Source organism: Erwinia artemisiae, assembly GCF_051400835.1.
Classification (GTDB): domain Bacteria; phylum Pseudomonadota; class Gammaproteobacteria; order Enterobacterales; family Enterobacteriaceae; genus Erwinia; species Erwinia aeris.
The window spans coordinates 171,434-185,975 of record NZ_JBLFFM010000002.1 but is presented as its reverse complement, the minus strand read 5'-3'; the positions used below and the strand labels follow the sequence as shown (position 1 = coordinate 185,975).

Annotated in this window: 9 protein-coding genes and 1 pseudogene; 6 read left to right on the top strand and 4 right to left on the bottom strand. The window is 52.6% G+C overall.

The genetic code is table 11. The annotated features are described in order from the left end of the window. Positions 1 to 29: 29 nt before the first annotated feature. The 4 genes from pflA to ycaO all read right to left on the bottom strand — a co-directional run bounded on the left by pflA (position 30) and on the right by ycaO (position 6,236). On the bottom strand, positions 30 to 770 hold the full coding sequence (gene pflA / locus ACMGEE_RS05445; RefSeq protein ID WP_253454716.1) for a pyruvate formate lyase 1-activating protein: 741 nt from the start codon (positions 768 to 770) through the stop codon (positions 30 to 32). Between the two features lie 137 nt (positions 771 to 907). Further along, complete coding sequence (gene pflB, locus ACMGEE_RS05440) at positions 908 to 3,190, bottom strand: formate C-acetyltransferase (RefSeq protein WP_301251220.1); 2,283 nt, start codon at positions 3,188 to 3,190, stop codon at positions 908 to 910. A gap of 71 nt (positions 3,191 to 3,261) precedes the next feature. After that, the gene (gene focA / locus ACMGEE_RS05435; protein ID WP_253454714.1) at positions 3,262 to 4,119 is read right to left on the bottom strand and encodes a formate transporter FocA; all 858 of its coding nucleotides are present in this window, start codon (positions 4,117 to 4,119) and stop codon (positions 3,262 to 3,264) included. Between the two features lie 359 nt (positions 4,120 to 4,478). Continuing rightward, the gene (ycaO, locus tag ACMGEE_RS05430) at positions 4,479 to 6,236 is read right to left on the bottom strand and encodes a 30S ribosomal protein S12 methylthiotransferase accessory factor YcaO (protein WP_436829775.1); all 1,758 of its coding nucleotides are present in this window, start codon (positions 6,234 to 6,236) and stop codon (positions 4,479 to 4,481) included. A gap of 307 nt (positions 6,237 to 6,543) precedes the next feature. On the opposite strand from ycaO, the gene serC reads away from it, so the two are divergent. The 6 genes and pseudogenes from serC (at position 6,544) to ACMGEE_RS05400 (ending at position 14,542) form a co-directional block, all read left to right on the top strand. Continuing rightward, entirely contained in the window at positions 6,544 to 7,629 is a 1,086-nt protein-coding gene (gene serC / locus ACMGEE_RS05425; RefSeq protein WP_370733872.1) for a 3-phosphoserine/phosphohydroxythreonine transaminase, read from the top strand. A gap of 78 nt (positions 7,630 to 7,707) precedes the next feature. Then, complete coding sequence (gene aroA, locus ACMGEE_RS05420) at positions 7,708 to 8,994, top strand: 3-phosphoshikimate 1-carboxyvinyltransferase (protein WP_394149845.1); 1,287 nt, start codon at positions 7,708 to 7,710, stop codon at positions 8,992 to 8,994. Between the two features lie 207 nt (positions 8,995 to 9,201). Continuing rightward, the gene (cmk, locus tag ACMGEE_RS05415; RefSeq protein WP_125288724.1) at positions 9,202 to 9,888 is read left to right on the top strand and encodes a (d)CMP kinase; all 687 of its coding nucleotides are present in this window, start codon (positions 9,202 to 9,204) and stop codon (positions 9,886 to 9,888) included. Between the two features lie 117 nt (positions 9,889 to 10,005). After that, entirely contained in the window at positions 10,006 to 11,679 is a 1,674-nt protein-coding gene (rpsA, locus tag ACMGEE_RS05410) for a 30S ribosomal protein S1 (RefSeq protein ID WP_125288723.1), read from the top strand. A 71-nt stretch (positions 11,680 to 11,750) separates the two neighbouring features. After that, positions 11,751 to 12,050: pseudogene (ihfB, locus tag ACMGEE_RS05405) on the top strand (integration host factor subunit beta); the annotation flags it as partial. Positions 12,051 to 12,280: 230 nt separating this feature from the next. Further along, complete coding sequence (locus tag ACMGEE_RS05400; protein ID WP_369894898.1) at positions 12,281 to 14,542, top strand: ComEC family protein; 2,262 nt, start codon at positions 12,281 to 12,283, stop codon at positions 14,540 to 14,542.

The window sequence follows — 14,542 nt, the reverse complement described above, 5'->3', positions numbered from 1 at the left end:
AAGTAAAATAACGAGCGGGTCACCGCTCGTTAATACATCACTTTATGCCCGTATCCTTCGAGGATATGTTTGACCCGCTCCATCGTCTCTTTTTTGGGAGGATGGACGCCGTCCAGCTTATACTCCTCACCCATTGCCAGCCACTTGTGTTTACCCAGCTCGTGATAGGGTAACAGCTCTATTTTCTCGACGTTGCCCATGTCGCGGGTAAATTCGCCCAGCCTGTGTGCGGAGTCATCATCATCGGAATAACCGGGGACAACCACATAGCGTATCCAGGTACGGATATTCTTTTTGGCCAGATATCGGGCAAAATCCAGCGTGCGATGGTTAGAGACGCCGACGAGGATTTGGTGAACATCATCATTGATTTGCTTGAGATCCAGCATCACCAGATCGGTTACTTCCAGCAGTTCATCAATAACCGGATCGTAGCGGCGAACAAAGCCGTTGGTATCCAGACAGGTATGAATGCCTTCTGCATGACAGGCGCGAAACCAGTCGCGGACAAACTCAGCCTGCAGGATAGCTTCACCGCCCGAAGCGGTAACGCCGCCGCCTGATGCGTTCATAAAATGACGATAGGTGACAACTTCTTTCATCAGCTCTTCCACCGTAACCTCTTTACCGCCGTGCGTATCCCAGGTATCCCGGTTATGGCAGTAGAGGCAGCGCATCAGGCAGCCCTGAAAAAAGGTGATAAAGCGGATGCCGGGGCCGTCAACGGTCCCGCAGGATTCGAACGAGTGGATACGACCTTTAACTGACATTGCGGTGAATTCTCCATAGTCATGCCGCTTGTAGCGGCTGCGCAGTCTGAAGCTGCGTTAAGTCTGTTTTGCCAGCCGCCTGCGAAGAAGAGGGCTGGCAAAGCAGGCTGGGCTCCGGCGAACCGGAGCCCAGAGGCTTACATCGTTTGCGTAAAGGTACGGGTAATCACATCCTGCTGCTGCTCTTTGGTCAGCGAGTTAAAACGCACCGCATAACCCGAAACGCGAATGGTCAGCTGAGGATATTTCTCAGGATTATCCATCGCTTCCAACAGCATTTCGCGATTCATCACGTTAACGTTCAGGTGCTGACCGCCCTCAATGCTGGATTCATGATGGAAATAGCCATCCATCAGACCGGCAAGGTTGGCTTTACGTACGTCGTCATCTTTACCTAACGCGTTTGGCACAATAGAGAAAGTGTAGGAGATGCCGTCTTTAGCGTAGGCAAATGGCAGCTTCGCAACGGAGGTAAGCGAAGCCACAGCGCCTTTCTGATCGCGGCCGTGCATTGGGTTAGCGCCTGGGCCAAAAGGTGCACCGGCACGGCGACCGTCTGGCGTGTTGCCGGTTTTCTTACCGTATACCACGTTAGAGGTGATAGTCAGCACCGACTGAGTCGGGACAGCATCACGATAAGTTTGCAGCTGCTGAATTTTCTTCATAAAGCGTTCAACAAGGTCACAGGCAATATCATCTACGCGTGAGTCATTGTTGCCGAACTGCGGATATTCACCTTCAATTTTGAAATCAACGGCCAGTCCATCTTCGTCGCGAATAGGGGAAACTTTGGCATATTTGATCGCGGAAAGTGAATCGGCAGCGACGGACAGACCGGCAATACCGCAGGCCATGGTGCGATAGACATCGCGATCGTGCAGCGCCATCAAAGAAGCTTCGTAGCTATATTTGTCATGCATATAGTGAATGATGTTCAGCGCGGTAACGTACTGTTTCGCCAGCCAGTCCATAAAGTGATCCATACGATCCAGCACTTTTTCATATTCCAGCACGTCGTCCATCATCGGCGGATCTTTTGGGCCTACCTGCATTTTAAGTTTTTCATCCACGCCGCCGTTGATAGCGTAAAGCATGGTTTTAGCGAGGTTGGCGCGGGCACCGAAGAACTGCATCTGCTTGCCGACGATCATCGGGCTGACGCAACAGGCGATAGCATAATCGTCGTTGTTGAAGTCAGGACGCATCAGATCGTCGTTTTCGTACTGAACGGATGAAGTATCGATTGAAACCTTGGCCGCAAATTTCTTGAAGTTCAGCGGCAGTTTTTCAGACCACAGGATGGTCATGTTTGGCTCTGGCGAAGGACCCATAGTGTACAGGGTATTCAGGAAGCGGAAGCTGTTTTTGGTTACCAGCGTACGGCCGTCAACGCCCATACCGGCCAGCGATTCCGTTGCCCAGATTGGGTCGCCGGAGAACAGCTCATCGTATTCAGGCGTACGCAGGAAGCGCACCATACGCAGCTTCATCACCAGGTGGTCAATCAGTTCCTGTGCATCCTGCTCGGTGATTTTGCCCGCCTGCAGATCGCGTTCAATGTAGATATCCAGGAAGGTGGATACGCGACCAAAAGACATTGCCGCGCCATTTTGCGATTTAACGGCGGCCAGGTAGCCAAAGTAGGTCCACTGCACGGCTTCCTGCGCCGTTGTGGCCGGGCCGGAAATATCACAGCCGTATTTGGCAGCCATTTCTTTAATCTGCTGCAGCGCGCGATGCTGGTCGGCGATCTCTTCACGCAGACGGATTGTCGCTTCAAGATTGACGCCATTTTCAAGATCGCTTTGCAGCGAGGCAAACTGGGCGAATTTATCTTTCATCAGCGCATCAATGCCGTAAAGCGCAACGCGACGGTAGTCGCCAATGATGCGGCCGCGGCCGTAGGCATCTGGCAAACCGGTAAGCACGCCGGACTTACGGCAGCGCAGAATATCCGGCGTATAAACATCGAATACGCCCTGGTTATGCGTTTTGCGGTACTCGGTAAAGACTTTTTTCAGGCCGGCGTCCAGCTCGCGTCCGTAAACTTTACAGGAGCCTTCCACCATCTTAATGCCGCCAAAAGGGATCAGCGCGCGTTTCAGCGGCGCTTCAGTCTGTAAGCCGACAATGGTTTCCAGTTTGCGGTCAATATAGCCAGCGTCATGGGAGGTAATAGTAGAGGCTAAATCGGTATCGAAATCGACCGGCGCGTGGGTGCGGTTTTCGAGCTTGATGCCCTCCATTACCTTATCCCACAGCTTAGTGGTCGCTTCAGTTGCGCCGCTCAGGAAGGATTCATCACCTTCATAAGGCGTATAGTTTTTCTGAATGAAGTCACGGACGTTGATGCTGTTCTGCCATTCGCCCTCTGCAAAGCCTGCCCAGGCAGCAGCCTGGTTTACATTTTGCTCGCTCATGTGATCACCTTTTCAATGAAGTTCTTTCGTTCCTGCTGCAGCACAGCAGGGCTTAATCCTGTTGTCGGCAATCAGTGATGATCGCCGTCCCGCAAATAGATAACCCAGTAGGTCAGGCCGACCAGCAATCCACCGCCAATAATGTTGCCAAGCGTCACGGGGATAAGATTGTCAACAATGAAGTTGCCTACTGTCAGACTGGAAAAGTGTGCTGCCGTGGTTCCCGTGGCCTGCCAGAACTCCGGTGCGGCGAAATCTTTAATAACGATCGCCATGGGGATAAGGAACATGTTGGCGATACTGTGCTCAAAACCACTGGCGACAAACATCGCTACGGGCAGCACCATCGACAGCATTTTGTCCGTCAGGCTGCGGCCGGAATAGCTCATCCAGACCGCCATGCAAACCATCAGGTTAGCGAGGGTGCCGAGGCAGACAGCTTCAATAAAAGTATGGTGCATCTTATGGTCAGCCGTTTGCAGAACATTTAACCCCCATGCACCATTTGCCACCATATACTGGCCGGCAAACCAGATCAGCCCGACAAAAAACATCGCGCCGAAGAAATTCCCTATATAGACATTGAGCCAGTTGCGCGCCAGCTGACCCCAGGTAATCCGTCCGCTGGCTTTAGCTACCATGGTTAACACGGTCGAGGTGAAAAGGTCGGCGCCGCAGACCACGACCAGCATCAGCCCCAGCGAAAAGCAGATGCCGCCAATAAGCTTCGCTACGCCATAAGGGATAGTTTCAGTCCCGGTTGTGGCCGTGATATAAAAAACAAACGCGATGGAAATAAAAACGCCTGCGGTAATCGCCAAAAAAAACGTGGTGAAGGGGTGCTTTTGAGCTTTATAGACACCGGCTTCCTCAGCGACTTTAGCCATTTCAGACGGTAAAAGTAAATCGAACGGATTGCCAGCTTTCACACTAACGTCTCCTGAAGTTTATCAACAACGAAATACTAACAAAGCAGTATAGGTGAGAAATTGATGTGGATCATATTGACGCCGGACATTGTCGGAACGAGTTAAAAAACAGGCGTGTCAGGTGAATTAATTTATTGATTTTATTAGTTAAAATTTATTTTAATTTATCTATTATTTTTTAAATAGCATCTGCTTTTCTGGTTAACAACTGCAATAAAATAGATCCCGAATAAATAAATTTTTTAATACCTGGAAATAAATAAACTACTTTTTATTAACCTTAAGAAAAATTAATGGATTAATTAGCGTTATAAATGGCCCTGATAAAAGGCCCGCTTTTGTCGAGCGGGCCAAAAATATTATTTCCAGTAACGGCGTTTCGCCTGCTGCAGCTTTTCATAGGCAGCCAGCAGCGACTGATGAGCCGGGAAGGCCAGCAGCTCTTCATCCACGCTCTGCAACCCGTAGAAAGGCGCTTCACCGCTAATGGCGGCAGATGCCGCGTCTACGGCTTCCTGTCCATACATACGTACGAAAGCAGTATGATACTGCACAGGATCGCGTTCATCCTCAAGGCTCAACAGCAGCAGCGTTTGCAGACAGCGATAGTAGTTGGCGCGGGCGGGTGAAAACAGGGAGGCATTAAACTCCATAGTCCATTCCGTCCAGATCAGCGCCTGATCGATATCGCCGCCTGCCAGGGCCAGCATCGCTTTCAGCTCGCCGATACGCAGCGTGTACCAGCCGTTGTCTTTGCCTGTTGCCAGGCCCAGCAGCTCGCGTACGCGGGTAAAGTCGTCATGGCCGTCTTCGTCCAGGCGTTCAATCAGCGCCAGGTAATCCTCTTTTTCCCACTGGCTGTCGGGCAGTGATAACAGCGTATCGCGCAGGTAAGCGCCCATGCTGTTATTAGCCAGCAGCAAATCTTCCGCAGGATAGATATCTGACATGCCTGGCACAATGATACGGCAGGCATACACGTCCAGATGCTGATAGTCAGCAATATAGACTTCTTTATCTTCCCCTTTAAAGATGGCCATCAGCGTGGCGAATTCTTCCTGCGTGGTGCCGGCAAAGCTCCAGTCGACAAAAGGATAGTCCGCCTCGTCCTTGAACATATCCCAGGAGATCAGACCGCTGGAATCGATAAAGTGCGTTTCCAGATTAGCGTGCTCGGCGACTTCTTCATCATCAAAGGTTGGCGGCGTAAAGACATCCAAATCTTTCAGCCCGCGTCCCTGCAGCAGTTCTGTCACGGTACGCTCCAGCGCCACGCCAAAATCAGGATGCGCGCCGAATGAAGCAAAACAGGTACCGTTTTGCGGGTTGAAGAGCACCACGCAAATAACCGGATAGTTGCCGCCCAGTGAAGCGTCGTAAGCAAAGATTGGGAAGCCTTCAGCTTCCAGTTTAGCAATGGACTCCACTACGCCCGGATAGCGGTTAAGTACCTCCTGCGGGATGGCCGGCAGACTGATAGATTCGGCGATAATGCGGTTTTTGATATAGCGCTCGAAGACTTCAGAAAGGCCCTGAACGCGCGCTTCGTTGGCCGTGTTGCCTGCCGACATGCCGTTAGAGACGTAGAGGTTACCGATGATGTTCATCGGAATATAAACCGTTTGCCCATCGGACTGACGCGTGAACGGCAGGCCGCAGATGCCGCGTGCGGCATTGCCGGACTGCAGATCGATCAAATCGCTGGCGCTAAGTGCCTGCTCAGGATCGTAAAACGCCTTCAGTCGCGCATCAAGAATGCCTTCCGGCAGGCTGTCGTCATCCGGCAGCGGAAACCATTTTTCGTCAGGATAATGCACGAAATCGCCGTTGGCGATCGCGTTACCTAACCAAAAATCAGCAAAGAAATAGTTGGTCGACAGACGCTCAAAATATTCACCCAATGCCGAAGCCAGCGCCGCTTTTTTGCTGGCGCCTTTACCGTTGGTGAAGCAGAGCGGGCAGTCGCGGTCGCGAATATGGACCGACCATACATGAGGAACCGGATTCAGCCAGGAGGCCTCTTCAATATGGAAGCCAAAATCCTGTAATTTTTGCTGAAAGCGTGCGATGGAATCTTCCAGTGCGGCGTCTTTGCCTGGAATATAAGTTTGCGTCATAGTGCCCACTCGTTTTTGGGTTGTGCCGAAAACGCGCCATGATACGGGGTTTCCCGGCCATTCGCTATCCGACGAACTGTTTTACCCGGCTATTGTGGCATTTTTGCCTGCGCAGATCGGCCATAAAAAAAGCTAACCGGAAGACGCCTCACAAAATATCGTGGTCACTATATTTCACGCTACAAGCTGTTGCGGCGCAGGCCGCATAACTGGTCGGCTGATCCGATTAAACATTGCAGCGCCAGGGTGGCAATGATAAAACCGGTAGCAGACTCGAAATCGATTGATCTGAAAGTGGTGAGGGGAAATGAGCCAGGTTTTCAATTTTAGCTCCGGTCCAGCAATGCTGCCGGTAGAAGTGCTACGTCGTGCCGAACAGGAACTCTGCAACTGGCAGGGTTCAGGAACTTCCGTGATGGAGATCAGCCACCGCAGCAAGGAATTTACGCAGGTGGCCGTGGAAGCGGAAAAAGATTTTCGCGATCTGCTGAAAATCCCCTCAAATTACAAAGTATTATTCTGTCACGGCGGCGCGCGCGCGCAGTTTGCCGCCGTTCCGATGAACCTGTTGGGCAGCCAGAGTACGGCAGACTATGCCGACGGCGGCTACTGGGCGCACAGCGCGATTAAAGAGGCGGAAAAATACTGTACGCCTAACGTCATTGACGTGAAAACAACCGTTGATGGGCTACGCGCTATTACGCCTATGAGCCAGTGGGCGCTTTCAGATGAAGCAGCCTATGTTCACTATTGTCCAAACGAAACCATTGACGGTGTTGCTATTAATGAAGAGCCGGACTTCGGCGATAAGATTGCCGTGGCCGATCTCTCTTCCACTATTCTTTCCCGTCCGTTGGATATTAACCGCTATGGCGTCCTTTATGCCGGTGCGCAGAAGAACATTGGACCGGCTGGTCTGACGCTGGTAGTCGTACGTGAAGATCTGCTGGGCAAAGCCCAGAAAGCGCTGCCGTCAATCCTTGATTACACGGTATTAAACGAAAACGACTCCATGTTTAACACGCCGCCGACTTTTGCATGGTATCTTTCCGGCCTGGTCTTTAAATGGCTGAAAGAACAGGGCGGCGTAGCGGAGATGGACAAGCGGAATCAGGCTAAAGCCGATCTGCTTTACGGTATCATTGATAACAGTGATTTTTACCGTAACGATGTGGCTCACGTTAATCGCTCGCGCATGAATGTGCCTTTCCAGCTGGCTGATGCAGCGTTGGATAAGGTTTTCCTCGAAGAATCATTCGCGGCTGGCCTGCATGCGTTAAAAGGTCATCGTGCCGTAGGCGGAATGCGCGCTTCAATTTACAATGCTATGCCGCTGGCAGGCGTTAAAGCGCTAACCGAATTTATGACTGATTTTGAACGTCGTCACGGTTAATTAGCCGGTACGGTTTTGATAGTAAAACCTCGCCCGGTGCGGGGTTTTGTTGCATTTTATCTGGAGAAGAAGTCTCACATGCAGGAATCCCTGACTTTACAACCCGTCGCGCGAGTAGAAGGTACCGTTAACCTACCTGGTTCCAAAAGCGTCTCAAATCGCGCTTTGCTGCTCGCTGCGCTGGCAAAAGGCACTACTCGTCTGACCAACCTTCTGGACAGTGATGACGTGCGTCATATGCTGAACGCGCTAAAAGCGCTGGGCGTAAGCTTTACGCTTTCTGAAGACCGCACAGAGTGTGAAGTGACTGGTCAGGGCGGCCCTCTGCGGTCGACGCAGCCGCTGGAGCTTTTTTTAGGCAATGCCGGGACGGCGATGCGCCCGCTGGCCGCCGCGCTTTGCCTGGGTGCTAACGATATTGTGCTGACCGGAGAGCCGCGGATGAAAGAACGTCCGATTGGTCATCTGGTCGATGCGTTGCGCCAGGGCGGCGCGCAGATCGACTATCTTGAACAGACGGATTATCCGCCGCTGCATATCAAAGGCGGCTTCAGCGGGGGCGAAGTGGCCGTCGACGGTAGCGTCTCCAGCCAGTTCCTGACCGCGCTGCTGATGACCGCGCCGCTGGCTCCACAAAACACGACCATTGCCATTAAGGGCGAGCTGGTTTCAAAACCTTATATCGATATTACCCTGAACCTGATGCAGACCTTTGGCGTCACGGTAGAAAACGATAATTACGCTGTATTTCGTATCAGGGGCAATCAGAACTATACCTCGCCAGGCGATTATCTGGTGGAAGGCGATGCCTCTTCCGCCTCCTATTTCCTCGCAGCGGCCGCAGTCAAAGGCGGTACGGTTAAAGTCACCGGTATCGGTCGAAAAAGTATGCAGGGCGACATTCATTTTGCCGACGTGCTGGAAAAAATGGGCGCGGTTATTGAATGGGGCGACGACTATATCGCCTGCACGCGCGGCGAACTGAACGCTATCGATCTGGATATGAACCATATTCCGGACGCGGCGATGACTATCGCCACGGCGGCGCTGTTTGCCAAAGGCACTACGGTAATGCGTAATATCTACAACTGGCGCGTGAAAGAAACCGATCGTCTTGCGGCAATGGCGACCGAGCTGCGTAAAGTTGGTGCTGAAGTCGAAGAAGGGCATGACTATATTCGCATCACGCCGCCTGAAACTATTCAGTATGCTGAAATCGGCACCTACAACGATCACCGTATGGCGATGTGCTTCTCGCTGGTGGCCTTGTCTGCTACGCCAGTGACCATTCTCGATCCGAAATGCACGGCCAAGACCTTCCCGGATTATTTCGAGCAGTTTGCACGTCTCAGCCAGCCGGCATAACGAACGCCCCCGCTGCATAGCTGTGCAGCGGGTTGCGATCTGCTTCACGCTCCTGGCATTGGTTTCCTGGGAAATCCTTTTGCGGCTCTCGATTAATTTCAGCCCGTCTACGCTTAAGGGGTAACGATCGTCAGTAGAGCAGCGTATAATATGCGGCGTTATTTGCCTGAGCAGGTTAAGCAGGCATTCCACCAACAGGAGAACGACATGACGCCTATAGCCCAGGTGATCACCATTGATGGTCCAGGCGGAGCCGGTAAAGGGACCTTGTGCAAGGCAATGGCTGAGGCATTAAACTGGCATCTGTTGGATTCAGGCGCTATTTATCGCGTGCTGGCGCTGGCCGCGTTACACCATCAGGTAGACATGACTTCTGAAGAGGCGCTGGTCCCTATCGCGGCGCATCTGGATGTTCGCTTTGTGCCCAGCGATGGCGAGATGGAAGTCATCCTTGAGGGCGAAAACGTCTCAAGCGAAATTCGCACTCAGGATGTCAGCAATACGGCTTCGAAAGTCGCCGCTTTCCCGCGCGTACGTGAAGCGCTGCTGCGCCGTCAGCGGGGATTCCGGGAAGCGCCAGGCCTTATTGCGGACGGAAGAGATATGGGTACGGTGGTTTTTCCGGACGCCCAGGTAAAGATTTTTCTGGATGCCAGCCCTGAAGAGCGTGCGCATCGCCGTATGCTACAGTTGCAGGAGAAGGGCTTTAGTGTTAACTTTGAACGCCTTTTATCTGAGATAAAAGAGCGTGACGATCGCGATCGCAACCGTGCTATCGCACCGTTAAGACCGGCAGAAGACGCGTTAGTGCTGGATTCAACCAGCATGTCAATCGAGCAGGTGATTGAAACTGCTCTGAATTATGCGCGCGAAAAACTTTCTCTGCCGCAGTAGCATCGCAGAACCGATTTTTTTAACCCTTTGATATGGATATCACAGGGCATGTGAAACAACCCCACCCGGCAGGATGTCAGGTGGACGTTAAATTGAAGAATCCTGAAGATTATCAATATGACTGAATCTTTTGCTCAACTATTTGAAGAATCCTTAAAAACAATCGAAACCCGCCCGGGTTCCATCGTTCGTGGCGTTGTTGTCTCTATCGACAAAGACGTAGTTCTGGTTGATGCGGGTCTGAAATCTGAATCTGCAATTCCTGCAGAGCAGTTCAAGAACGCAGCCGGCGAACTGGAAATCCAGGTAGGCGACGAAGTTGACGTTGCTCTGGACGCAGTGGAAGACGGCTTCGGTGAAACCCTGCTGTCCCGTGAGAAAGCTAAGCGTCATGAAGCCTGGATCACGCTGGAAAAAGCTTACGAAGATGCTGAAACTGTTACCGGTGTTATCAACGGCAAAGTGAAAGGTGGCTTCACAGTTGAGCTGAACGGTATTCGTGCGTTCCTGCCAGGTTCCCTGGTTGATGTTCGTCCAGTACGCGACACGCTGCACCTGGAAGGCAAAGAGCTTGAATTCAAAGTAATCAAGCTGGATCAGAAACGTAACAACGTGGTGGTTTCACGTCGTGCGGTTATCGAATCCGAAAACAGCGCAGAGCGCGATCAGCTGCTGGAAAACCTGCAGGAAGGCATGGAAGTTAAAGGTATCGTTAAGAACCTCACTGACTACGGTGCATTCGTTGATCTGGGCGGCGTTGACGGCCTGCTGCACATCACTGACATGGCCTGGAAACGCGTTAAGCACCCAAGCGAAATTGTCAACGTTGGCGACGAAATCACTGTTAAAGTGCTGAAGTTCGACCGCGAACGTACCCGTGTTTCTCTGGGTCTGAAACAGCTGGGCGAAGATCCATGGGTCGCAATCGCTAAGCGTTACCCGGAAGGCACCCGCCTGACTGGTCGTGTAACCAACCTGACCGACTACGGCTGCTTCGTTGAAATCGAAGAAGGCGTTGAAGGCCTGGTGCACGTTTCAGAAATGGACTGGACCAACAAAAACATTCATCCGTCTAAAGTTGTTAACGTGGGCGATGTTGTTGAAGTTATGGTTCTGGACATCGACGAAGAACGTCGTCGTATCTCCCTGGGTCTGAAGCAGTGCAAATCTAACCCATGGCAGCAGTTCGCAGAAACCCACAACAAGGGCGACCGCGTTGAAGGTAAAATCAAGTCAATCACTGACTTCGGTATCTTCATCGGCCTGGACGGCGGCATCGACGGCCTGGTTCACCTGTCTGACATCTCCTGGAACGCTACCGGAGAAGAAGCAGTTCGTGAATACAAGAAAGGCGACGAAATCGCTGCTGTAGTTCTGCAGGTTGACGCAGAGCGCGAGCGTATCTCCCTGGGCGTTAAGCAGCTGGCAGAAGATCCGTTCAACAACTACATCTCTCTGAACAAGAAAGGTGCCATTGTTAACGGTAAAGTAACTGCAGTTGACGCTAAAGGTGCTACAGTTGAACTGGCAGACGGCGTTGAGGGTTACCTGCGCGCTTCTGAAGCTTCAATCGACCGTGTAGAAGACGCTACGCTGGTTCTGAACGTTGGCGACGACGTTGAAGCTAAGTTCACTGGCGTGGATCGCAAAAACCGCGTAGTGAGCCTGTCTGTTCGTGCTAAAGACCAGGCTGACGAGAAAGAAGCTATCAATACTGTTAACACCAAACAGGAAGAAGGCAACTTCTCTAACGCTATGGCTGAAGCATTTAAAGCAGCTAAAGGCGAGTAATTGCGTTTGCATCAGGGCGGCTTAAGCTGCCCTGAACCAGCCGTGATTGCCAAAGCTTTTTCCAACAGGGATTAACCGGAGGATTTATGACCAAGTCAGAACTGATTGAAAGACTTGCTGGCCAGCACTCTCATATTCCGGCGAAAGTCGTTGAGGATGCGGTAAAAGAGATGCTTGAGCACATGGCCACTACGCTGGCCCAGGGCGAACGCATCGAAATCCGGGGCTTCGGCAGTTTTTCTTTGCACTATCGCGCTCCCCGTACCGGTCGTAACCCTAAAACGGGTGACAAGGTTGAGCTGGAAGGTAAATACGTTCCGCACTTCAAACCGGGCAAGGAATTACGCGATCGCGCGAATATCTACGGCTAAGGTTTCGCATTACCACGCAATAAAACGACACTTCGGTGTCGTTTTTTTTTGCCTGCAGCATAGCTGGATCCAGTCCGATAGTGGATTAACCAGAGCCTCCTCGCAAACCCTGTATTGCTTTCTGCAACCTGATAAAAATGTTGCGCTACGTTTCTGAAGACTGAGAAATGCTGGCTGCGCCCGTAATGAAACCCCGTCAGACTTCCGTCATGCGTAACGGAGGTAGCATTATGTCCTATAGCCTTAGCCGACTCTCGCTGTGGATGATTATCGCAGCGCTGCCGCTTTGTTGGTTGCGGGCGCTGCCTGATACAGCCGCCATCCAGCTTTTGCTGGGGCTGATTGCGCTCCTGTTGATAACCCGACAGCGCTGGTTAAGAGAAAGTGCCCTGGTTCTGCTGCTTTTTATCTGGGCCGTTATCCCGGCAAAAACGCTTCTACAACAAACCGCCTTTCTCTCAGCGGCTCCTGTTGAAGCCGTAGTGGGCATTGAACAGCTACAGCCGCAGTCGCAACGCGTCAAAATACGCATTGAAAGCGTGGCGGAGAAACGTCTTTTTCCACCTGTTTACGCCCTGATCGCTATACCGGGTACCCAAACGTTTTGTCCGGGCCAGCATTGGCGTATGAAGCTCAGGCTGCGGCCCGTGCATGCGCGCCTTAACGAGGGCGGCTTCGATGCGCAACGTTTCGCGCTGGCTGTCAGCACGCCGCTGACGGGCAGGGCGCTGACATGGCAGATTGTCGACAGCCGCTGTGGCTGGCGTGAAAAAGTCATGCAGAAAAGTCGTGACTATTTCGCCGCCTTGCCCTGGCATAGCGTTATCCTGGCGTTGACGTTTGGTGAACGTAGCGAACTAAGCAGCGAGACAAAAGCGTTGCTGAGGGAGACCGGGACGGCGCATTTGATGGCGATTTCAGGCATGCATATAGGCCTGGCTGCGAGCGTAGGCTGGCTGATAGCGCGAATTTTCCAGCCTTGCTTCCGCGCCAGCTGGATAGAGTATCGTTTTCCCCTGTTTAGCGGCATCGCGCTGGCGCTGATCTACTGCTGGCTTTCCGGCGGAAGCCCTCCGGCGCTGCGGGCGATAGTGGCGCTGCTTAGCTGGAGCCTGCTGCGCCTGAAGGGGCGTAACTGTAGCGGCTGGCAGGTTTGGCGGCTGTGTATCGGTGCTATTTTGTTTTTCGATCCCTTAAGCATTTTGTCGGACAGCTTATGGTTGTCAGCTGTTGCCGTCGCCGGGTTACTTCTCTGGTATCAATGGTTTCCGCTTTCCGGACGCTTTATCGGGAAAAAACGCTGGCTGCCGTTACAGCTGCTGCACTTACAGACCGGGCTGTTTTTATTATTGATGCCGCTACAGATCTTTATTTTTCACGGCGTGAGCGTCAGCGCGCTGCTGGCTAACCTGTGGGCAGTGCCGCTGGTCACGTTGCTTACGGTACCGCTGATCCTTGGCGCCGTTTTATCGCTGCCTGTCGCATCGCTAAGCCAGCTGCTCTGGTGGGCGGCGGATCGCTCATTGGCGCTGGTTTTTTATCCCTTACGGCAGCTGCCCGACGGCTGGCTTACCGTCAGCCAGCAGGCATTATGGCTCAGTCCCGTGTGCCTGCTGCTGCTCTTTGCCTGGCGCTTTCACTGGTGGCGAAGTTCCCCTTTTACGCTGGCCAGCTTATGTCTGGCGCTGCTGTGCTGGCGGCTGCACGTCAGGCAGCCAGAGTGGCGTATGGATATGCTGGATATCGGTCATGGACTGGCCGTAGTAATTTCGCAGCGGGGAAATGCGGTTGTGTATGATACCGGCAACAGATGGGCAGGGGGCGACGCGGCCTCAAGCCAGATTATTCCCTGGCTTCGCTGGCAGGGCATAAGCCTACAACACATTATCTTAAGCCACGGCCATCTCGACCATATCGGCGGCCTGGAAAGCCTGCACAAGGCGTTTCCCGCAGCGAAAATCCACAGCGATTTGGGCGTATCGGGACATTTACCCTGCTATCAGGGCCAAAACTGGCGCTGGCAGACGTTAAATTTTCAGGTTCTCTGGCCGGAGCGACCGCAGAAAGAGCACGGTAATAATCAGTCCTGCGTCGTAATGGTGACGGATGGTAAATGGCGGGTTTTGCTGACCGGGGATATTGAGACGCCCGCAGAGCTACAGCTTGTCAGGCGCTATGGCGAAGCGTTACGGGCGGATCTATTACAGGTGCCGCATCACGGTAGTGGAACGTCGTCTTCGCCGCCCCTGCTGCGAAGGGTGGCTGGCCAGGCCGCGCTGGCTTCCGCTGCCCGCTATAGCGCCTGGAAGCTACCGGCGGAAAGGATAATTACCCGCTATCTGAAGAACAATTACAGCTGGTACGACACGGCTGTGGCAGGGCAAATCAGCGTAGAATTTTCTAAGGATAACTGGCGTGTTTTAAGTTTAAGAGCGCAAATAATGCCCCGTTGGTACCATCAGTGGTTTGGCGTAACACGTTATTCCAGTTAG